The following is a 22,614-nucleotide window of genomic DNA, read 5'->3' as shown; positions in this document are numbered from 1 at the left end:
ATCGCTTTTCTAAGGAAATACTAATATTGATGAAAAATTTTCAATTCATCAGCCCATTTTCGCATTCATAAAAAAATATTGCTTTCCAGATTAGTTTTTTTTAGATTCACCCACTTATATATTTTCAAACACGTTAGATGATAAAACAGTATGTGACCTTAGCGCTGGGCGGATTGTTCAGCCAGGTTGTTGTTGTAGCACAATCAAAACAGGCATTCGAAGCTTATAGCCAGCAAATCCCCGGAACCGATGTCAGTTTTAAAATGGTACCAGTAAAAGGAGGCAGCTTTCAACTGGGAAGCCCCGACAGTGAAAAAGGAAGGAATAAAGATGAAGGCCCGGCAAAGAAGGTAGCAATTTCGGATTTCTGGATGGGCGCCACAGAAGTTACTTTTGACGAATACGATATATATGCCGATGCGGAAAAGGATAAAACCCCCACACCGGATGGAATGACCCGTCCGAGTCCGCCATATATTGACCTTACCCTGGGAATGGGCAAATCCGGTGGATTTCCCGCCAACAGTATGAGCCAGTATGCAGCCCTGATGTATTGCCAGTGGCTGTACATAAAAACCGGTGTTTTTTATCGCCTGCCAACAGCGGCAGAATGGGAATATGCCTGCAGGGCAGGTTCCACTACAGCGTATCCTTTTGGCGCCGATGCCGGTGAGCTGAAAGAGTACGCCTGGTTCCAGGGCAACAGCGATAATAAATACCATAAGGTAGGACAGCTGAAACCCAATGCCTGGGGACTATACGATATGCTGGGCAATGTGGAGGAATGGACACTGGACCAATATGATGAAAACGGCGTAGCCAATGCAGCTGCTACTGATCCCTGGACACAGCCTACCGCTAAAACCCCGCGGCTGCTGAAAGGCGGCAGCTTCCAGGATGAAGCCCCGCTGCTCCGCAGCGCCGCCCGCCTGAAGTCGGACCCCATCTGGAACCGCCGGGATCCACAGATCCCAAAAAGCTCCTGGTGGAATGCAGACGCCCCCTTTGTTGGCTTCCGGATAGTAAGACCAGTGAAACAACCAACAGCAGCAGAAGCCACAACATTTTTTGAAGAGATGATCGCGAAATATAAAGGAGCACGCTAGAAAGATTCAACATCCAAAAATCTAAAAATCTTATTCATTTATGGACAACGAAAAGAAATTCCACGGTGAAGGCCGCCGCGAATTCGTAAAGCAAACTACCTTGCTTGCGGGCGGTTTGTTGGCTATGCCTATTTTATCCAAAGCAAATTATTTCTCAGGATCTACCGGTGTTATCAAAATAGCCCTGATTGGCTGCGGTGGCCGAGGTACAGGTGCTGCCACACAGGCGCTCAGCACAAAAGAAAATGTGGAGCTGGTAGCGATGGCGGATGCCTTCCCCGACAGGCTGAGCAACAGCTTTAATGATATTAAAGAAGCACTGGGCGATAAAGCCAACCGGGTAAACGTACCTGAAAGCAATAAATTTATTGGCTTCGACGCTTACAAACAAGCCATTGCACTGGCGGATGTAGTGATCCTTGCCACCCCTCCGGGTTTCAGACCCATTCATTTTGAAGAAGCGGTTAAACAAGGGAAACATGTCTTCATGGAAAAACCGGTAGCAACAGATCCCGCCGGTATTAAAAAAGTACTGGAAGCTGCTGCTGTGGCTAAAACCAAGAAGCTGAACGTAGTAGTAGGTTTACAACGCCGCTACCAGAATTCTTACCGCGAACTGTACAAACGCTTCCAGGATGGTATGATCGGTGATATGCTGTCGGCACAGGTGTGGTGGAACCAGGGCGCGCTGTGGGTAAAACCCCGCAAGCCCGAGTATACTGAAATGGAATACCAGATGCGCAACTGGTATTATTTCAACTGGCTCTGCGGCGATCATATCGTAGAACAGCATATCCACAATATTGACGTGGGCAACTGGTTCATGGGCGCTACCCCTGTTACCGCAGGTGGTATGGGCGGCCGTGCTGTGCGTACCGGCAAAGAGTTCGGTGAAATATTTGACCACCACTTTGTGGAGTACCGCTATGCCAACGGTGTAGTGATGAACAGCCAGTGCCGCCACTGGAAAGACGCTCCCAGTAAAGTAGACGAGGAAATTGTAGGAACAAAGGGCCGTATCTACTGTGATAAAGCACAGATAGTGGATCATAAAGGCAAAGTGTTATACCAGTTTGATAAGAAGAAAGAAAACAATCCTTACCAAACGGAACACGATGAACTGTTTGCCGCTATTGCCAAAGGCGAATACAAATTTGCAGATGCGGAAAGAGGCGCGCAGGCTACCCTTTCTGCGATCATAGGCCGTTTGGCTACTTATTCCGGCCAGGTGATCGATTGGAATGTAGCGCTGAACTCCGGTCTGGATCTGCATCCTAAATCATATTCATTTGATGCACAGCCGCCGGTTATGCCGGATGCTTCCGGTAATTATGCTTACGCAAAACCAGGCATTACCAAATATTTTACCTGATAAAATTACCAGGCCAAAAAAACGGATCAGGGATTTATGGGAAGATCAATAAAATGGTCTTCTCATAAATCCCTGTTTCGTAATGCACAATTCGTAATTTCCATCTATGAAAAAATTACTGGTAGTAATTATATCCATATTAACCGGAGGAAGTGTAACCGCCCAGGTGGCGGCGATAAAGAAATGGGCAGAAGCAGAGCTGCTTCATAAAATACCAATGGAGCAGGCACATGTGGGCATCTGCATTTATGAACCGGCCACCGGGAAATATTGGTACCAGTACCAGGACAATAAGTTTTTCACGCCCGCATCCAATACCAAGATCTTCTCGTTGTACGCAGGATTGAAACTGCTGGGGGATTCTCTTCCGGCGGCGCGGTATTATGAAAACGATACGGCTCTCTTTGTAAAAGGAATGGGTGACCCGTCTTTTCTTCACCCGGACTATAACTACCAACCCCTGCTGCAGCTGTTGCAGCAAACCGCTAAAAAGATATACCTGGTGCAGGGCGTAAATGCCAATCAACGTTTCGGCCCGGGCTGGAGTTGGGGTGATTATGCGGACGATTATCAGCCGGAACTAAACGAATGGCCTATGTACGGCAATGTGGTACGTATCCTTCACCAGGGAAATAACAATAGCATCACACCTGCTTTTTATGACCTGGATATTATGGAAGATGATACCCTGAGCGAAACTATCACGTCGAGGGATGAACGGAATAATTTATTCTACCTGAAATACAATCCGAAAGATAAAGCATTGGAAAAAGCCGAAGTGCCTTTCATCACCGGATCGGTACAGGAGCTGCGGCAAAGGTTGGAAGACACGTTGCATAAACGTATAGGGCTGGCCGTTATACCGCCGGCGGGAAACTACACGGTACTGAAAAGCATCCCGGCAGATTCGTTGTTTATCCCGATGATGGAGCGCAGCGATAATTTCTTTGCAGAACAAACACTGATGATGGCCTCTTCCGCTTTATGGGATACCATCAGCAGCGCCCGGACCATTAAGTACCTGCTTGCCGGCGACCTCAAAAGCCTGCCGCATCCGCCGCAATGGGAGGATGGTTCCGGTCTTTCCCGGTATAACCTGTTTACGCCCCGCGACTTTGTAACCGTGCTCACCCTGATGCGGGAACAGTTTCCGCAGGAACGCCTCTGGCAAATTTTCCCCACTGGCGGCAGGGGAACAATGAAGAACTATTATCAGCAACAGAAAGTACACGCCAAAACGGGTACGCTGAACGGTGTGGTAGCATTAAGCGGCTACCTGGAAACAAAGAAAAAGAGAACGCTGGTATTCAGTGTGCTGGTGAATAATCATCATGAATCCGCTACCAGTGTAAGAAGGGCGGTAGAGCGGTTGCTCTCGATGGTGAGTGCGGCCTATTAAGGCTTTATGGTATAAGAAACGATGGTGGTAGTATCATGCAGCTGATCAGCTTCTATCAGTCCTACTCCTTTGCCGTAATAGCTGGTAGAGATAGTGCCCACAGAAACCGGGTTGCCAAAAACAATGGCATAGGCGTCCATTTTCACGGCGATCACGGAGGCGTAATTTTTGCCATTCACCGTTTTGGTGATATCCTTTTCTGTGATGGTGAATTCCAGGATACCGGAGGTGGTTACGCCACCGTTGTTCACAGTAATAGTGTCTTTCCAGCTGGTGCCGGCGGGTACATTATCTTTCAGGTAGGTAAGCTCCAGGCTGTCTGCGCTGTAACCCTGAAAAGTAAGGATGCTGGCCACTTGTGTATAAATGCCGTCTTTACAGTTGGAGCAGGTAAATACGCTGTCGTTCCCCACTTTTTTATACACAATGCCGTTGATGGTTGTATCTTCTGAAACCGTGAGGGTATAGGTAATCGTGTCTTTAGCGCTATTTACGTTAATGTAGGAAAAGGAGGAGCCGTTCGTGTAAGGAGCATATTCGCAATTACTGTTGGAGGGTTGTGTACCTTCTCCTTCATTGCTCATTTCCTTACTGCAGGAAAACAGCAATGTTACCATTGAAAGGATAGCTATGAGAAAGTAACGTTTTTTCATAAAACCATATGGTTGATGTTACTATAACGTTCAAATAACGCTTAAGGGTATAAAATTATGCAAAAAAAATCACCAGTATCTCCACTGGTGGGTTTTTAATAATATAATAATCAGGAACTGCCGGCCGATCCTGAACCGGAAACGGCCACTGAGTGGAGCTGATAACGGGATTGGCAAAAAGATCTGCGGCAGATAAAAATTGCAGCGGGCTGACCAGATACCTACTTTTTGAACCTGCAACGGCAAAACGCCCCAGGAACCGGGCACGGAACTTTTCACACAAGAAAAGTTAGTCTCTCAGATACTTATACTAGTAGAAATTACATTTCCTCTTTTTTTAAGGAAGAATTTTTAAAATAATTGTATTTGCGACATTTATTTTTAGAAAATAATTAAACCTTTCATGTTTATCTTACATAGACATGAATACCCGTTTCGTCGTTATGAAAAGCTAGTTAACAGACAAATTTCATCATCTTCCAAAATCACTTGTAGCATGAACCCACGTTATGCAAAGGCTACGCTATTGCTATGCCTTTTTGCAACCACCAGCAGCGCCATTACCGCGCGTGCGCCATTACCCAGCGTATGGCAACAAGGAAATCTCACAGTTAAGGGAAAGGTAAAAGACATCAACGGTAACCCGCTGCCCGGGGTTACGGTGTTGGTGAAAGACTCTAAGAAAGGAGCCACTTCCGATGAAAAAGGTAACTATGTACTAACCGATGTAAAAAAAGATGCGGTACTCGTATTCCAATACATCGGCTTTGATGCACAGGAGCTGAAAGTAGACGGAAAGACGGCCCTGAATGTTGTATTAAAAGAAAACCAGAAAACACTGGACGAGTACGTAGTAGTTGGCTACGGTACACAGAAAAAAGTTACTAAAACCGGCGCAGTATCTTCTGTAAAAGGCGCCGAGTTACAGCAGTCACCAAACGTTAATATCTCTAATTCGCTTGTTGGACGTATTCCCGGCATTATCGCCGTTAACAACAGTGGAGAGCCCGGTTACGATGGCTCCCGTATTTTTATCCGTGGCCGCAGTACTTTAGGCAACAGTAACCCGCTCGTTGTAATTGATGGTTTCCCGCGCGATGGCTTTGAGCGCATGAACCCCAACGACATCGAAAGTGTTTCCATTCTGAAAGACGCTGCTGCGGCCATTTATGGTTCCCGCGCAGCCAATGGCGTTATCCTCGTTACCACCAAACGTGGTAAGGGAGGTAAACCTACACTGAGTTACGGCTTTAACCAATCTTTTGTAACACCCACCAGGCTGCCGGAAATGGCTGATGCGCCTACGTATGCTAAAGTGGTGAACGAAATTTTAAAGTATGGAGGAGACGCTCCGAAGTATACAGATGAACAGATCAAGAAATTTGGAGATGGATCCGATCCATGGCTGTACCCTAACACCAACTGGTACGATGCCGCGATTAAAAAATACTCTTTGCAAAACAGGCACGACCTGTCGCTCAGCGGAGGTACAGAAAAAATGTCGTACTACGTTTCCCTGGGGTCGTTATTCCAGGATGGTATTTATAAAAGCAGTGCTACCAATTACAAACAACAGAACGTAAGAGCCAACCTGGATGCAGTAGTAAGTGATTACATCCGCCTGCGTTTCGACCTGGCAGGGCGTCTCGAAAACAGGAACTTTCCTCCACGCAGTGCCGGTTCTATTTTCAGATCACTCATGCGCGGCCGCCCTACAGAAAACGCTATCTGGCCCAACGGACTACCCGGGCCTGATATTGAATACGGCGATAACCCCGTTGTTACGGGAACAAATGCAATCGGTTACACAAACGATAAGAACTATGTGATCAACACCAACATGTCTGCCGTTGTGAATATTCCGGGGGTAGAAGGATTGTTTGTAGATGGTAGTTTTGCATACGATCAGAATTTCGACTTCTACAAATCCTACATCAAACCCTGGACGTTATACACGCTGGCAGATGCCAATGATCCTACGCATAAGCTGAATGCGGGTTCCAGGGGAGTAAGCGCACCGGAGTTAACGGAACAGTTCAGTACAACACGGCAAATCACCGTCAACTTTAAAGTGAACTATGTACGTTCTTTCGGAAAGCATAACCTCAGCAGCTTCATCGCCTTTGAACAGGCTACGTTGAAAAATGACGGCTTCTCTGCTAACCGCAGGTACTTTATCAGCGATAAGCTGGACCAGTTGAATTTAGGCGGTGATAAAGAAAAGAACAATGCCGGCAGTGGTTTTGAATATGCCCGCCGTAATTACTTCGGACGTATTTCCTATAATTACAAAGAAACCTACCTGTTTGATTATAACATGCGTTACGACGGCTCCCAGAATTTCCCGGAAGGCCGCCGTATGGGACTGTTCCCCGGCGCTTCAGCAGGTTGGGTATTATCTAACGAAGCCTTCTGGAAAAAAAGCATTCGTACGCTCGACTACTTTAAACTGCGCGCATCCTGGGGCCAGATGGGTAACGACCAGATAGATCCGTTCCAATACCTGAGCACCTATGGCTTCAGCGCCGGTGGTGTAATGCTGGGCGGCGACTTGAATAAAGGGCTTTACCAGCTGCGGTCACCCAATGAGTCCATCACCTGGGAAGTAGCCAATAACTATGATTTCGGTATCGAAGCAAAAATACTGGGAGATAAGCTGGCCTTTGAAGGAGATTACTTCCTGACAAAAAGATCCAACATCCTCGCCAGCCGCAGCCAGTCGATGCCCGGTTATACCGGTATGACCCTGCCACAGGAAAATATCGCCAAAGTGGAAAACAAAGGGTTTGAACTGGTATTAAGCCACAAAAACGACATCAAAAAATTCCATTATGAAATTATAGGAACGGTTACTCACGCAGAAAACAAAGTATTGTTCTTCGACGAAACGCCAAATCTTCCGGCATATCAGCAGGCTACCGGCAAACAGATAGGTGCGCCGCTGTATTACCAGGCCATTGGCATTTACAAAACACAGGATGAAGTAGACAAGAGCGCACACGTAGGCGGCGCAAGAGCCGGCGATGTTATCTTCCTGGATAAAAACGGCGACGGCGCTATTGATGATCTCGACCGCGTTCGTATGGACCGTACCGAAAATCCTACCTGGATCTTCGGGTTAACCATGACCGCCAAGTTCAAAAACTTCGACTTCACCATGCTGTGGCAGGGCGCTACCGGCGCAAGCCAGTACCTGCGTACAGAATCCGGGTTGATCGGTAACTTCCCGATGGCATATGTAAAAGACCGCTGGACAGAAGACAACATCAACGGATCATGGCCAAGAGCGTACGACCGTGACCGTGAGTACTGGGTAAACCGTCAGAATACTTTCTGGTATTGGAATACCAACTATGTCCGTTTAAAAACCCTGGATCTTGGTTACAATATACCTACCACTCTTTGCAAGCGGATTGGACTGCAAAACCTCCGGGTATATGTAAGTGGTCAGAACCTGGTCACCATCGACAAAGTGAAGATTTTTGACCCTGAAGCGCCAAGTGGAAGCGGACAGTTCTATCCGCAAACCAAGATTTACAATGTGGGATTAAACGTAACCTTTTAATTAATGTGCCATGAAGAAAACAACAATCATCAGATATATAGCGGGAGCGTTTTTACTATGCGCGGTTTCCGCCGGTTGTAATAAAGACTTCCTCGAAAAGAAGCCGTTAACCGAATATGAAGAAAACGACGTGTGGAAAGATGTGGGCCTGGTACAGGCGTTTGTAAACGACCTGTATGTACAGATGCGCTCCGGCTACCTGGAAGTAATGCTTTCCTCAATGACAGATGAAAGCCGGTTTATTCACGACTACAACACCTCCAGGGTAGTGCAGGGGAACGCCTCCGCTGATGATGTAGGCGCCATCAATGATTTTGCCAGGTGGGATTTACACTACAAGGCTATCCGTAACTGTAATATGTTCCTGGAAAAGGTGGCGCAAGTGCCTTTCACCGATGAAGCAGTGCGTACACGCATGACCGGCGAGGTGCATTTTATGCGGGCCTGGTACTATCACCTGTTGGTGAAATACTATGGCGGTGTTCCGTTGATCACCAAAACCTTTAGTATTAAGGGAGATGAACAGGAGATCCTGAGTGTGAAGAGAGCCACTTTCGACGAATGCGTTAAGTTCATTGCAGCAGAATGTGACCTGGCCACCCAACAACTCCCGGCTTCCTATGATGCCGTGGCGAGCAAAGGAAGAGTGACCAAAGGCGCCGCTATGGCCCTGAAATCCAGGATCCTGCTTTTCGCCGCCAGCGACTTGTTCAATGATGCGAAAGTACCGAACGATTTAATGGGGTATAAATCCGGTCTGCAGAAAGACCGTTACAAACTGGCAATGGATGCGGCTAAAGCGGTGATGGATCTTAACACTTATAGTCTTTACCAGCCCACTGCCAACCCGGTAGAAAATTATACCCGTGTGTTTCTCGATAAAGATAACCCGGAACTGATCTTTATCAAGCAATATGATAAAGCATTACTGGGTACTTCGCACGACCTGTATAACGGTCCTAACGGGTATCATAACTGGGGCGGAAATGTGCCGATCGAAAACTTTGTGACCGGCTATCAAATGAAAGACGGGACTGCTTTTTCCTGGAGTAATGTTGCCCAGGCAAAGGCGCCGTATGAAAACCGTGATCCCCGCTTTTACGCCACCATCCTGTATGATGGCGCTAAATGGAAACCACGCCCTTCCGATGCAGCCAAAACCGACCCGGTGGGGGTGATACAAACCGGAAAATATGAAGCTGCCAATGGCAGGGATAGCGTTTGGGGACTTGATACCCGTAATAGTACCATCGAAAACTGGAATGGTACTTACTCCGGTTACTACCTGCGTAAGTTTATGGACAAGAACCTGGATGCCCAATTCTTCCGTGGCGACCAGTCCTGGGTCTTCATCCGTTATGCGGAAATTTTGCTGAACTATGCAGAAGCAGCCATCGGGTATGGCGATGAGGCAAATGGCCGTATTATATTGAACAGGGTGCGTGAACGTGCCGGGATGCCTGCTACTACTGCATCCGGAGCTGCTTTATGGGCCGTGTTGAAATATGAAAGACGGTACGAACTGGCTTATGAAGAACAACGTTTCTTTGATGCCCGCAGGTGGAGAGATGCTGAAACGGCTTTCAACGAAAATGCCAAAGGTATTGAAGTGTTAGGGTCCATGATTGCCGGGCATCCGTTTGTATATCATGTATACAGTATCCAGGACCGTAAATTTAATAAGGCGAAGAATTACCTGCTGCCCATTCCTGCCAATGAAATCAGGAAGAACAGTAACCTGAAACAGCAGGAGGATTATAAGTAACAGTATTCATGTACTAGCTTTTCATAAAAAGAAAATGCCGCGAGATCGTCGCGGCATTTCTTTTTATAACAGGTATAATCATTTATACACCCAGTGACCAGCCATCGCGGTAAGTGCGTTTCACAAACTGGTTGGCTTCGTCGAAGTTGGTAATCTTCATATTGTTACCATCCCACAGCAGCTTGATATAACGGCCCGGATAATCAAAGCCTTTACCATTTGCTTTCTCCTTACGGATATCAAAGCTACGGATAGCCAGGTTAGCCATCAGGATGGTTTCAGTAAGCGGACCGGCAATATCGAACGGAGAGCTGAGCGCTTTCTGTTGTTTGCTGCCGTAACCGGCGATAGCCGCGTTCACCCACTGTACGTAGTGACCTTCCGGTACACGTGCAATAGTTTGCGGCACATTCGCTTCCGTAGTGCGGGAAGTAGGCAGCAACTTAGGATACATACCGTAAGTACCGCACATCATTTTGCCTTTATCACCGATAAACAGGGCGCCGTTACCACCGTCACCCATTGTTTCGTTAGGACCCAGTTCTTCCGGACGTTCCGGTTGAATACCACCGTCCATCCAGTGAAGGGTTACTTCTTTACCATTCTTTCCAGGGAATTTCATAATTACATGGGAAGAAGGAGGGCAGCTTTCCGGGAAATATCCGCGGGTGAATTCTCCTACGTATACGCTACCAACGCTGCACTCTACAGAAGTAGGGTAGCCCAGGCCCAGTACACGGAAAGGAGGTTCAATAATATGACAGCCCATATCGCCGATGGCGCCGGTACCGTAATCCCACCAGCCGCGCCAGTTGAATGGTACCAGGTTGCCTACGTAATCTTTTTTAGGAGCGGTACCTAACCACAGGTCCCAGTTCAGTTCTGCGGGTACTTCCTCGCGGTTGGTTGGCCAGGGAACGCCCTGTGGCCATACCGGACGATCTGTCCAGCAGTAGATGGTGTGTACATCTCCAACAAGACCGGCATTGTACCATTCCATCAGCTGACGAACGCCATCACCGGAAGAGCCCTGGTTACCCATCTGGCTTACTACCTTGTATTTGTTGGCGCCCTGCGTAAGCATACGTGCTTCGTAGATGTCGTGGGTTAATGGTTTCTGCACATATACATCCTTCTTCAGCTGCATAGCGCCCATTGTTGCTACGGCGTGTGTGTGATCCGGAGTGGATACGGAAACGGCGTCGAAGTTTTTGTGTTCCTTGTCAAACATTTCCCGGAAATCAGTATAGAACTTCGCCTTAGGGAATTTCTTCACGGCTTCGGCTGCACGACGTTTGTCCACATCACACAGGAAAGTAATATCAGCCGGGCCTTTAGCAAATTCAGATATATCGCTGAAGCCTTTACCGCCTACACCGATACCTGCTACGCGCAGGCGATCGCTTGGCGCTACATAGCCTCTGCCTAATACATGACGTGGAACTATCATGAAACCGGCGGCGGCGAGCGCACCGTTTCTCAGGAATGATCTGCGGGAAACACCGTTTTCTCCCTCATTCTTTTTTTCTGGAATCATTGATGTGAAGTTTTCTGGATTTAAATTATGAAATAGCAAGTTAAGTCGTTATTCCCAGGTCATCAGCTTGCCCCTGTCTTCGATTTTCAAACAGGTAGCCAATGTTTTTTCATCATAGGCATAGCCGTACTGCTTCAATACATCTGCAGGTACGCCATCCCATTCGTTGGGCGTATTACCGATGTAGTTGAGGTCCTTGATGCCCATTTTACTGGTGAAAAATCCTGTGGCAGTGAGATTACGCATCCGGTTAAAGAAGGCCACACCCTGGCTGTTTTCCGGAGATGCTTTTCCCGGATAAGCTACCAGGTCTACCACTGCGATACGTTGTTCTGCAGTGCTTTCTGCAAAAGATTTATTATACCGTTTGGCACATTGCATATCCAGCCAGCGTAATCCGCCCCGCATAGGCAACTGGTGTTCCGGTATATCTTTTACAATGAATTCTATAAACTCCGGCACCTTTGCATCGGAGGCGCTGCCGGAATGTTCATCTGCCGGGATAATGATATCCGCCAGTATGGTGATGGTTTTCATTTCAGCGTCTGTGAAAAACTTTTCCTCCATCAGCTTTTTATCCCGCGACACTTCATCCGGAGTACGGCCATAGCCGGCTGTTTTCACATTAGGATGATCATTTTTATCGGCCGTTGTTTTTTTATCTTCACAACCAGTGGCAGATAAAATGGTACCAACTGATAACGTTCCCAGTGCAAGCGCTTTGAGTGATTCTCTTCTATCCATGAAAAAAACTTAAAAAGATTAGAGATTCTGTTTCTTCAATTGATCCACGATATATTCGGATGCCCGCATAGACAGTGCCAGTATGGTCCAGGTAGGATTTTTATCTGCCTGCGACACAAACGCGCCACCATCTACCACGAAGAGATTTTTTACTTCGTGTGCCTGGTTAAATTTATTCAGCACGGATTTATTAGGATCGTCGCCCATGCGGGTGGTACCTACTTCATGAATAATGCGGCCCGGATTTTCCAGTCCGTATTTGGTATCGGCTCCCGGTTTGGTGCCAAAGGCAATGCCGCCCATTTCATGAATGATTTGTTCAAACGTGTCCTGCATGTGTTTGGCCTGTTTGATTTCATGATCGCTCCAGGTGTAGTTGAAGCGCAGAACAGGAATTCCGAACTTATCTACTACGTTCGGATCTATTTCACAGTAATTATCTTCCCGCGCAATACATTCGCCCCTGCCGGCAAAGCCGATCTGGGAGCCGTAAAAGCGGCGGTAGTCATCTTTCAGTGAAGCGCCGTAGCCGCCGGCAGCTTTGGTTTGGCCATCACGACCAGGAACCCGGCCGTTCATATTTTCCATACCAAAGCCGAAACCATAACCGGGCATGTGCATGCCACCGCCAAATTCAATGTGGTAGCCGCGTGCAAAGTCCAGTTTCTTGTTATCGCCCCACCAGGGAACATACATGTGCATGCCGCCTACGCCATCTTCATTATATCTTTTGCGGTCCATCAGCTGGGGGAGGAAACCTCCGCGGGAGGAGCCGGTAGAATCGTGCAGGTATTTACCCACTACACCGCTGGAGTTGGCGAGTCCGTTCGGATGTTTGGCTGATTTTGAGTTCAGCAGCAAACGGGCCGATTCGCATGCGCTGGCGGCCAGCACTACTACCCGTGCGTTCACGGAATATTCCTGCAGGTCTGTTTTATCTACGTAAGCTACGCCGGTGGCTTTGCCGTTGCCGTCTGTTAATACTTCCCGCACCATTGCGTTGGTGTAGAGGTCCACATGTCCGCTTTTCATGGCTGGTTTCACCAGCACAGAAGAGGCGGAGAAGTCGCCATACACGGTACAGCCGCGGTTACACTGGCTGCAATAGAAGCATGGGCTGCGGTCTTTATTTACTGAGCGGGTTAATATGGAGAGGCGCGCCGGGATAACGGGGATGCCTAAACGATCGCCTGCTTTCTTCACCATCAGCTCATGTAGCCTGGGTTTGGGCGGCGGGAGGAAGAAGCCATCCGGTTCGTTGGGCAGGTTTTCTTTGGTGCCGAATACGCCGACCATCTTATCTACCCGGTCGTAGAAGGGTGCTACCTCATCGTAGGTGATGGGCCAGTCGTCGCCGAGGCCATCATAACTTTTGTGTTTGAAGTCGCGTGGGCCAAAGCGCAGTGAAATGCGGCCCCAGTGGTTAGTTCTGCCCCCTAACATGCGGGAGCGGAACCAGTCGAATTCAGTTCCGTTTTTTTTCGTGTAAGGTTCACCGTTGATTTCCCATCCGCCGTAGGATGCGTCGAAGTCACCGAAAGGGCGGGTGGTGCTGGCGCCTCTTCTGGGCGATTCATATGACCATTTCAGCTGTGTTGCCTGCTCGGGGTCGGCGGGGTCGTATTTAGGACCTGCTTCCAGGAGGGCTACTTTGAGGCCGGCATCCGATAGGATTTTTGCAGCCATGCCCCCTCCGGCGCCGGAACCAACAATACAAACGTCATAAACCTTCCCCTGTTTTTTGATTTCGAAAGCCATTTGCGTGGATATTTTAGACTTTTTAGAAGAACACCGGTTTTAAATCTATAAATTAAATGCGGAAAAAGAACGGTTTTTTTTATGAGTGATCATACAGCGTATATTATTGGTGTAGATATAGGCACCAGCAGTACAAAATCGATTGTGCAAGGAATGGACGGAAAAATTCTGGCGGTGTTTCAGCAGGCATATGCTACCAGTCACCCGCAACCGGGATACAGCGAGCAAAAGCCGGAGGTGATCCTGGAAGCGGTGATAGCCGGTATCCGGGAGGTGGTGGCCCAGGCTGGGGGCGCCCCGGCGGCCATTTCCTTTAGCAGCGCCATGCACAGTATGATGGCTGTGGGTCCCGATGGGACGGCGCTTACGCCGCTGATCATCTGGGCCGATAACCGGAGTGAACCCAATGCGCTGGCGTTACGCGATACCCCGGAGGGCAGGCAAATTTACCGGCAAACCGGGACCCCGGTGCACGCCATGTCGCCCCTGTGCAAAATCATGTGGCTGCGGGAGCGGCAACCGGCTGTATTTGCCGCTGCAGCGATATTCCCGGGCATCAAGGAATACATCTTTCATCATTTCTTCGGACGCTGGATAACAGATCACTCTATTGCCTCGGCCACGGGCCTGTTTGATATCCATACGCTTCAATGGAACGAAACGGCTTTAAGTGTGGCGGGTATTACCGCTGCGCAGCTGCCTCAGCCCGTGCCGGCCAATTATGTGGTTAGCGGGCTATCCCCTGATATGGCGGCCACACTGGGCATCCCGGCCGATACGCCGTTTGTGATAGGGGGCAGCGATGGCTGCCTGGCCCAACTGGGCAGCGGCGCGCTGGACGCAGGGCATGCCACGCTTACCATTGGCACCAGCGGCGCGGTAAGAATGGCGGGCGCCCAACCACTCACTGATGCCCGTGGCCGGTTGTTCACGTATCTCTTAACGGATGATATCTATATTACCGGTGGCGCCTCCAATAATGGAGGCGTGGTGCTGCAATGGCTGGTGAGGGATTTCCTGCGGCAGCCTCTGAGTAGCCTTAACGACCTGGTGGGAGAAGCATTGGTCACGGACCCGGGCAAGCTCCTTTGTTTGCCTTACCTGCTGGGGGAAAGGGCGCCGGTGTGGAACAGTCATGCCACTGCCGCCTTTATAGGCATTCAGCCCCAGCATACGCCGGCGCATTTCACCCGGGCCGTGCTGGAAGGGATCTGTTTTGCATTGCTGAGTATCAAAGAGGCCCTGGAGGAAACGGCCGGGCCGGTGCGGAAAATCTCTGTGAGTGGAGGGTTTACCAATGCGCCGGGGTGGATTCAGTTGCTGGCAGACATCTTTGGCCAGGAAATGCACCTGCAGCAGGAAAGCGACGCTTCCGCACTCGGTGCGATCCTGTTGGCCGCTGAAGTGCTTGGATGGCCGCAGAGAGCCCCGGAACCCACGCAAACGGTATTTACGCCGGATGCCGCCAAATTTGAAGCGTATCGTAAAAAGTATAAGATGTTCCTGCAATTGTACGGGCAGATTGAAGCCATTCTTGTAGCGGAATAATGGTATAGGACAGCCTTAGCAGTGGCCTTGCACATAGATAGGACCTGCATTACACATGGACTAAACGCGGAGTGATGGTGGAGGTGATGTGGACTTGATCTGGAAAGCCTTTACTGTAAAGGGTTTGGAGGCTATTGAAAGGGCGGCGTTATGGAGGTTGAGCCGTTGTTTAAAGGTCCGGGGAGAAGAAGGAGGCGTGCCTGCTTTATCTCCCCGGACGTCTTAACATCCTGAAAATCAATTCCCCCGTTCAAACATACGGGCGAGGTCTGTGAGTTTGAATGATATAAACGTGAACTTACCGCCGGGTGCTACATTGGGCATGCTGCAGGCGAAGAGTTCATCGATAATATTCTGCATTTCGCGGGCAGCCAGTATTTTGCCGGCCGGTATGGCGTTATTACGTGCCATTGAGCGGATTAGTTGCTCGCGGTTATTTACTTTCAGTTCGTGGCTGAAGTTTTTGAATTGCTCCAGCAGGTTCTGGATGGTGGCATGGTCGTTACCATTCTGAATGTCGGCGGGGGTACCGCGAACGATGAAGGTATTGTTGCCAAACGGTTCCAGGTCGTAGCCCAGTGTTTGCAGGTCGCCGAGCATTTCGCTGACCAGGGCTGCATCTGCCGGGGGCAGCTGCAGGGTTTGCGGGAACAGGCTTTGCTGGGTGGCCATGGGGGCTTCCTGTAAGGCACGCTGGTAGCGTTCATAGAGGATCCTTTCATGGGCAGCCTGCTGGTCAATCAATATAAATCCTGACTTAATCTGCGACAGGATATATTGCTGGTGTACCTGTACCGGTACTTTCTGGTCGGTGGCGGTATCCTGCCAGCGTTCATCGATCACGGAGGCGGTGGCGTGCGGCTGACTTTCGTAAGTCACGGCCGGGCGTGTTTCCGGCTCCGGGGCGATGGTATAAGTGCTTTCGTTGTTGCTGTTGGTTTCGTACAGATCTTTCCAGTGCTTCAGGTTGCTGCTGTTGCTGCTTTTATCGATCATGTGCGCCTGGTTGGCCTGTGTAAATGATTTATACAGGGGACTCTGGGTTGATTCATTCTGCTGCTGGGCGGTGAAGGGTTTGCTTACCGCATCCAGTGCCTGAATGCTTGGGTCCAGGTCGAAATCCAGTGTAGCAGTGATGCTGAACTGGGCCAGGGAGTGTTTTACGGCCGACTGCACGAAGGCATACATGAGTTTTTCATCATCGAACTTGATCTCCTGTTTGGTAGGGTGTACGTTGATGTCTACATGTTCGGGGTTTACGTCAATAAACAGTACATAGAGCGGGAAGCTGTCTGCCGGGATGATGTCTGCAAAGGCGTTCATCACGGCATGGTTCAGGTACGAGCTCTTGATAAACCGGTTATTGACGAAGAAGAACTGGTCGCCCCTGGTTTTTTTAGCGGTTTCGGGTTTTCCTACAAATCCGTACACATTCATGTAGTCGGTAGTTTCCTTTACGCTTACGAGCCGGGCGTTATAATGTTGTCCCAGGATGGCCACGATGCGCTGTTTAAGCGATCCTTTGTCCAGGTGGAACAGCTGTTGATTATTATTTGTCAGGGAGAACTGCAGTTGGGGGAACGACATGGCCACGCGGATGAACTCGTCTACGATGTGTCTCATTTCCGCGGCGTTACTTTTCAGGAAGTTTCTGCGTGCGGGCACATTGAAGAACAGGTTTTTCATGGCAATGCTGGTTCCTTCAGCGGTTTGACAGGGTTCCTGTTTATTTACGAAGCTGTTGTCAATTTCCACATAGGTGCCTACTTCTGCGCCTTTTTTGCGGGTTTTGAGTTCTACCTGGGAAACTGCGGCAATGGAAGCCAGCGCTTCACCTCTGAATCCCATTGTAGTGATCTGGAAGAGATCTTCTATGGATTGTATTTTAGAGGTAGCATGGCGTTCAAAGCACATCCGGGCATCTGTTTCGCTCATACCGCCGCCGTTATCAATTACCTGCACTAACTCTTTTCCTGCATCTTTAATGATCAGTTGAATATCGGTAGCACCTGCATCCACTGCATTTTCCAGTAATTCTTTTACCGCTGATGCCGGTCTTTGTATCACTTCCCCTGCAGCTATCTGGTTCGCTATATTGTCTGGTAATAAATTGATGATATCCGCCACTTACTAGCCTTTTGCTGTAAAGTTAACAATTTATATGCAGTTGCTGGCCGGTGATTATCAGACAGTTTTAAACAAAAAACTAACTGTTTTGTTAATTACCCCCTTGATTTGCAGGAAATAACAATCCATTATGCTTGTTCATACGTAATTTAGGTAGAGATAAAAAAAGGAACCGGCCAACGACCCAACAATCACAATGCTAGTGTTAATGAGAAGTTAACGAATCAAAACTTTACATATGTACCTATGGAATCCGATATTTTTGACTATCTCTATCAGGGTCACCAACTATACTTATCCCTAAAAATGGGGAAAAAATGAAATCAATGGAAGATGGAAAAAAGAAGGGAGAGATTTACTCCCACACAGATGCCGCTAAAGTAAATCTGACAGACGAAGAATGGAGAAAAGTACTGCCAACGGACGTATATCATATTGCCAGGGAAAAAGGAACAGAGTGGGCTTTTACGGGAAAATACTGGAATAGCAGCGAGAGCGGAACCTACTACTGTGCAGCCTGCGGAAATCCGCTATTTGTTTCCGATGCCAAATTTGAAAGCAGCTGCGGCTGGCCCAGTTTTTTTCAGCCACTTACCAAAACCAGTGTTATCTATTCTCCGGACAACAGTCATGGGATGCATAGGACAGAAGTATTGTGTGGCCGCTGTAAATCCCACCTGGGGCATGTATTCGACGATGGTCCACCACCAACCGGACTCCGTTACTGTATTAATTCCGTGATCCTCGACTTTGAAAAAGCGAAAGAAGCGGATAAACATTACCAGCAAGACAATAAATCAAGTGACCCAGAACTAGAGTAGTCAACATTCTTCTGCCTGATTGCCAGCATCATCTGTCGGTTGAACAATAAAAAGATGTATTTTTATTATCATCAACCCCCGACAGTCATGAAAGTACTTAAAACGCTCGCCTGGATCATAGGAATCATCCTGTTCATTGCAATTGTGCTGATCTTTTTTGCGCCCACTACTATGCATGTGGAGCGTTCGGTGGAAATTAATGCCCCCGCGACGATTGTATGGAATGATATTGTGAAATTCGAGAAATTTAACGAGTGGAGTACCTGGAAACAGATGGACTCTACCGCCAGGTATACTATTACCGGTGAAGATGGCTCTATTGGCGCGGTTGACTCCTGGAAAGGCAGCAAGATCGGGGAGGGAAAGCTGCAACACCTGTCTATGGACCCTTATAAGTCGGTTACCCAGAAGCTTACTTTTATCACTCCGTTTGCCTCCGAGTCGGATGTGTTTTTCCGTTTGTCGGAAGCAGCGGGTAAAACAAAGGTGACCTGGGGATTTGATACGCATTACGACCGGCCCATGAATGTAATGACCCTTTTTATGAAAGGTGCGCTGGAAAAGGACTTTGAACAGGGGCTCAACAACCTGAAAAGCATGGCAGAGGCAGAAGTAAGAGGACCAAATGCCCCCAATGGCATTGACGTGACTGTAAAAGAGATGAATTTCCCGGCAACAACGTATGCGGCTGTACGAAAAACCATCCCCATCAGCAAGATCAGCGACTATTACCGTTCCAACCTCCGGACTATTTATAATGCGGCCTCCGCTGCCCGGTTACAGCCAGGCGTGCCCTGCGGCATCTTCTTCAGCTGGGACAGGAAGCAGGGGCAAACAGACATGGCAGCGGCCATACCGGTACCGGAAGGAAGCAAACCCGCACCAGGATATGAAATCATTACCCTCCCTGCGGCACAGGCGGCGTATGCCGACTATGTAGGGCCTCATAGCAAGGTAGTCAACGCACACGTGGCGATCAGAAACTTTATAACCGATAAAGGGAGGACCATTATTCCACCCACTATAGAGATGTATGTGATTGGTCCGGGCAAAGAAATGGACAGTAGCAAATGGCTTACGAAAGTCATTTACTTTATGAAGTAGTTATCCGGAAGTAAAGAAGCAAAAACGATTGGCACGGCATTACAGGAGGGAAGTACTATTTTCCCAGTGTGTTGGCATACTTGGTTGGTTCAAACTCTATGATCTCATAAAGCGCCAGCTGGAACCTTTCCAACGGATCTTCACTCATAATCTCTTCTACCTCCCTGCGGCTGGCGGCATTACAGAGAATAACAGACCCGGACTTCGGCTTTCGCCTGCCTGATAAGATGAACCGGCCACTGTCGAAGTGCTTTTGCAGGAAGGCGGTATGCGCTTCCATGTAGTGTTCTACAGCCGCAACGGGCCGTATGTATTGTAGCATAATCAGGAACATAATGGTTTTTCTATGGTATTTAGTAATAGTTTCATAGTTAGTAGCAAAGGTATAAACTTAATCAGTATTGAAATATTGTATGTACCAGGGAAAAATGAGACATATGCGCTACAAAAATATACGTACTTTTGCACGAATGAAATACCACGATAGTGGGAATGTACTGTTTGATATAGTGTTGCTCCGAATAATTTTTCTTAATTTTTAATGCTTTTATGAAAAAATCAATTTCCAAAGTTTTGTTAGCCGCTGTGACGTCAGCGGTTATGCTGTCTTCCTGCTCTAAGACCCCTGATGAGAGCCGGTACATTCCGAAAACAGCCGGTGTGGTAGTAGACCTGAATGCCAAACAACTGACCACCAAACTGGTGACAAACGGTATCACAATGGATAAACTGTTTGAAGCCACACAAAGTAAAGACACTTCCAATGAAGTGATGAAGGCGTGGAAAGATGCCGAAAACTCCGGTATCGACATGCAAAGCCACTTCTTTGCCTCTTTCGTATTCCAGGGCCAGCCGGCAGAACACAAATCTTATATCAGTCTTACCGCGAGCCTGAAAGATGCCGACAAATTTGAGGCCTATCTCAAAAAGAACATCGCCAACTTCTCCCTGAAAACACAAAATGACTTCAAATATATCTGGGAAGAAAAGCAACATGCCGTAATCGGATGGAATAAATCTGCCGTTATCTATATCAGCGCAGTAGATCCAAGTAACCTGGAAAAGTATAACCCGGGCGGTTCTTCATCTCCCGATTATGGAGATCCTTCAGAACCCATGATAGATTCTGCAACTGCAGTAACAGATTCCGCAATGGCCATTCCTGCCGCCCTGACGACTGCAGAAGACGATGCGCAGATCAAAACCTGGGTAGCTGAAGTGGATCATCTCTTTCACCTGAAAAAGGATGAAACAGCTGGTTCCATCGAGCCTTTCGCCAAATTACTGAAAGAAGATGCCGACGCCGGTATCTTTGTAAACCCGGAAGCTATTTACAACAGCGGTCAGTTCACCATGATCCCTGCCAACGTAAAGAAACTGATGGAAGGCTCTTTCTATACCGGTACAGTTAACTTCGAAAACGGTAAAATCGTTTTCAATGGTCACTCTTACATGGGTAAAGAATTGGCGGCTATCTATAAAAAATATGGTAAGAAAGAGATCGATATGGATATGCTGAACAAATATCCTTCCCAGAATATCACCGGTTTCATTTCTTATGCCTTTGATTTCCGCATGATCGGCGATATCGTGAAAGCGACCGGTATGGATGGTATGGTGAACCTGATGATGGGTAAATCCGGCCTGTCTATGGATGATGTGCTGAACGCATTTGAAGGCCAGTTAACTTATGTGGCTTCCGATTTCGCTATCACCAAAAAGGAATCTCCTTATTTCCCCGGCGAATTCACAGAGAAACCAGATGCCAAATGGATCTTCAGCCTGAAAGTAGGTAACAAAGATGCATTCAATAAAATCATGACTTCCCCGATGCTGAAAGAAGTATTTACACGGGAAGGTGACCACTATACCGTAGTAAATCCAATGGCAGCGGCTACCATGCCGGCTATGTCCATCAACGAGAAGTTTGTAACACTGGGCTCCGACAGTGCTTTACTGCAGGAATACCTGGGTGGTAAAGGCCACATCAAATTACCTGATGGTATTGAAGGGAAAATAAAAGGCAGCATGCTGGGCGGTTATGTAGACCTGGAAAAAGTGACTGCTGTGATCCCTGAAGATAAAATGGACGAAGACGAAAAACCAGTGGCGAAGAAAGCAAAGGAACTGCTGAAAGATGTAACCTTTGTAAGCAAAGCCGACGGTGGTGATGTACAACATGGAGAAGCAGTACTGACCTTTAAAAATAAAGATCAGAACAGCCTTGTACAGCTGATCAACCTGGGCACCGAAGCTGCAAAAGTAATGCAGGCAAGGAAAGCAAAGGAAAAAGCATATGAAGACAGCCTCTTTGCTGCACCGGTAGATACTACCGTTGTTGCACCACAGTAATTTATAACCTTACCAGGAAAAGGGCGCCGGAACATCTCCGTTGCGCCCTTTTCTTTTGCGAAAAATATATCATTTATATTCGCTACTGTTAACAGTAAATGCCACTATGCAGATTCAGCTCAATCAGCTCATGCCCATACCATTGCAGGATAAACTCCGGCAACGGTCGTCGGACATCTGGAACCAGGACGTAACTTTTCAGCCAGGCAGTTTGGTGAAAATCAAGGCGCCTTCCGGTACCGGCAAAACTACCCTGATTCATTACCTGTATCATATCCGTTACGACTATACGGGGAAAGTACAGGTGAATGGCCAGCCGTGGCAGTCATATAATAAGAATGAAATAGCCGCCATGCGGCAGCGGGATATCAGTATTGTATTCCAGGACCTTCGGCTTTTTGAACAGCTCAGCGCCAGGGAAAACATATCGCTGAAGCGGGTAATGGAGCCAAAGCCTTATTACCCTGCGGAGAAGATTGATGAAATGGCCGCCCGGCTCAATGTATCGCATATCCTGGAGCAAAGCGGCAAAACCCTTTCGTATGGCGAAAGACAGCGTATTGCTATTATCCGGGCGCTGGTACAACCTTTTCAGTGGCTCCTGATGGATGAACCCTTCAGCCACCTGGATGAAGAAAACACGCAGCGCGCCGCTGCACTGATTGCCGATGAATGTAAAGCCCGCAATGCCGGGTTCATTTTAACCGACCTGGATAATGACCAGCACTTCCCTTATGATGTGCATTATCATCTTTAATGTTAT

General features: G+C 48.1%; 16 protein-coding genes. 10 read left to right on the top strand and 6 right to left on the bottom strand.

Translation table 11 applies throughout. The annotated features are described in order from the left end of the window. Positions 1–137: 137 nt before the first annotated feature. From B5Z18_RS20825 to B5Z18_RS20815, 3 genes are all read left to right on the top strand, one after another. Positions 138–1,106: a formylglycine-generating enzyme family protein gene (locus B5Z18_RS20825; protein ID WP_079471430.1), complete on the top strand. Its 969-nt coding sequence runs from the start codon at positions 138–140 to the stop codon at positions 1,104–1,106. A 40-nt stretch (positions 1,107–1,146) separates the two neighbouring features. Then, positions 1,147–2,478 carry a Gfo/Idh/MocA family protein gene (locus tag B5Z18_RS20820; RefSeq protein WP_079471429.1) on the top strand — a complete coding sequence of 444 codons (1,332 nt, stop codon included), beginning with the start codon at positions 1,147–1,149 and terminating at the stop codon, positions 2,476–2,478. Positions 2,479–2,584: 106 nt separating this feature from the next. Beyond that, positions 2,585–3,877 (top strand): D-alanyl-D-alanine carboxypeptidase/D-alanyl-D-alanine-endopeptidase, encoded by a 1,293-nt coding sequence (locus B5Z18_RS20815; protein WP_079471428.1) that lies wholly within the window; start codon positions 2,585–2,587, stop codon positions 3,875–3,877. On the opposite strand, the gene B5Z18_RS20810 is transcribed toward B5Z18_RS20815, so the two are convergent. Further along, positions 3,874–4,530: a hypothetical protein gene (locus B5Z18_RS20810; RefSeq protein WP_133256130.1), complete on the bottom strand. Its 657-nt coding sequence runs from the start codon at positions 4,528–4,530 to the stop codon at positions 3,874–3,876. The two genes, B5Z18_RS20815 and B5Z18_RS20810, sit on opposite strands and share 4 nt — an antisense overlap. 496 nt (positions 4,531–5,026) lie before the next feature. Here B5Z18_RS20810 and B5Z18_RS20800 point away from each other — a divergent pair, with 496 nt between their 5' ends. After that, positions 5,027–8,095, top strand: a complete 3,069-nt coding sequence (locus B5Z18_RS20800) for a SusC/RagA family TonB-linked outer membrane protein (protein ID WP_159454375.1) — start codon at positions 5,027–5,029, stop codon at positions 8,093–8,095. Positions 8,096–8,105: 10 nt separating this feature from the next. Beyond that, positions 8,106–9,860 carry a RagB/SusD family nutrient uptake outer membrane protein gene (locus B5Z18_RS20795; RefSeq protein WP_079471424.1) on the top strand — a complete coding sequence of 585 codons (1,755 nt, stop codon included), beginning with the start codon at positions 8,106–8,108 and terminating at the stop codon, positions 9,858–9,860. An 82-nt stretch (positions 9,861–9,942) separates the two neighbouring features. Here the strand turns inward: B5Z18_RS20795 and B5Z18_RS20790 are convergent, their stop codons facing one another. Genes B5Z18_RS20790 through B5Z18_RS20780 form a run of 3 tightly spaced genes read right to left on the bottom strand, consistent with a single transcriptional unit; the run spans position 9,943 to position 13,899 of the window. Beyond that, entirely contained in the window at positions 9,943–11,397 is a 1,455-nt protein-coding gene (locus B5Z18_RS20790) for a Gfo/Idh/MocA family protein (RefSeq protein ID WP_079471423.1), read from the bottom strand. A gap of 48 nt (positions 11,398–11,445) precedes the next feature. Beyond that, positions 11,446–12,141, bottom strand: coding sequence for a gluconate 2-dehydrogenase subunit 3 family protein (locus B5Z18_RS20785; protein ID WP_079471422.1), 696 nt, complete (start codon positions 12,139–12,141; stop codon positions 11,446–11,448). Positions 12,142–12,159: 18 nt separating this feature from the next. Then, the gene (locus B5Z18_RS20780; protein ID WP_079471421.1) at positions 12,160–13,899 is read right to left on the bottom strand and encodes a GMC family oxidoreductase; all 1,740 of its coding nucleotides are present in this window, start codon (positions 13,897–13,899) and stop codon (positions 12,160–12,162) included. Positions 13,900–13,980: 81 nt separating this feature from the next. Here B5Z18_RS20780 and B5Z18_RS20775 point away from each other — a divergent pair, with 81 nt between their 5' ends. Beyond that, positions 13,981–15,447 carry a gluconokinase gene (locus B5Z18_RS20775; protein ID WP_079471420.1) on the top strand — a complete coding sequence of 489 codons (1,467 nt, stop codon included), beginning with the start codon at positions 13,981–13,983 and terminating at the stop codon, positions 15,445–15,447. Positions 15,448–15,684: 237 nt separating this feature from the next. Here B5Z18_RS20775 and mutL read toward each other — a convergent pair whose 3' ends face one another. Continuing rightward, the gene (gene mutL, locus B5Z18_RS20770; RefSeq protein ID WP_079471419.1) at positions 15,685–17,574 is read right to left on the bottom strand and encodes a DNA mismatch repair endonuclease MutL; all 1,890 of its coding nucleotides are present in this window, start codon (positions 17,572–17,574) and stop codon (positions 15,685–15,687) included. 317 nt (positions 17,575–17,891) lie between these two features. Here mutL and msrB point away from each other — a divergent pair, with 317 nt between their 5' ends. Both msrB and B5Z18_RS20760 read left to right on the top strand, forming a co-directional pair. Beyond that, positions 17,892–18,395: a peptide-methionine (R)-S-oxide reductase MsrB gene (gene msrB / locus B5Z18_RS20765; RefSeq protein ID WP_317044695.1), complete on the top strand. Its 504-nt coding sequence runs from the start codon at positions 17,892–17,894 to the stop codon at positions 18,393–18,395. Positions 18,396–18,482: 87 nt separating this feature from the next. Then, positions 18,483–19,499: an SRPBCC family protein gene (locus B5Z18_RS20760; RefSeq protein ID WP_159454374.1), complete on the top strand. Its 1,017-nt coding sequence runs from the start codon at positions 18,483–18,485 to the stop codon at positions 19,497–19,499. A 55-nt stretch (positions 19,500–19,554) separates the two neighbouring features. Here the strand turns inward: B5Z18_RS20760 and B5Z18_RS20755 are convergent, their stop codons facing one another. After that, on the bottom strand, positions 19,555–19,821 hold the full coding sequence (locus B5Z18_RS20755; protein WP_235015972.1) for a YciI family protein: 267 nt from the start codon (positions 19,819–19,821) through the stop codon (positions 19,555–19,557). Positions 19,822–20,048: 227 nt separating this feature from the next. Here B5Z18_RS20755 and B5Z18_RS20750 point away from each other — a divergent pair, with 227 nt between their 5' ends. Both B5Z18_RS20750 and B5Z18_RS20745 read left to right on the top strand, forming a co-directional pair. Next, positions 20,049–21,851 carry a DUF4836 family protein gene (locus B5Z18_RS20750; RefSeq protein WP_079471416.1) on the top strand — a complete coding sequence of 601 codons (1,803 nt, stop codon included), beginning with the start codon at positions 20,049–20,051 and terminating at the stop codon, positions 21,849–21,851. Positions 21,852–21,957: 106 nt separating this feature from the next. Next, complete coding sequence (locus tag B5Z18_RS20745) at positions 21,958–22,608, top strand: ATP-binding cassette domain-containing protein (RefSeq protein WP_079471415.1); 651 nt, start codon at positions 21,958–21,960, stop codon at positions 22,606–22,608. Positions 22,609–22,614 lie beyond the last annotated feature (6 nt).

The organism is Chitinophaga ginsengisegetis, assembly GCF_900168065.1.
Classification (GTDB): Bacteria; Bacteroidota; Bacteroidia; order Chitinophagales; family Chitinophagaceae; genus Chitinophaga; species Chitinophaga ginsengisegetis.
Note: the sequence above shows the minus strand (reverse complement) of the source record. Positions and strands in the feature narration are given on the sequence as shown.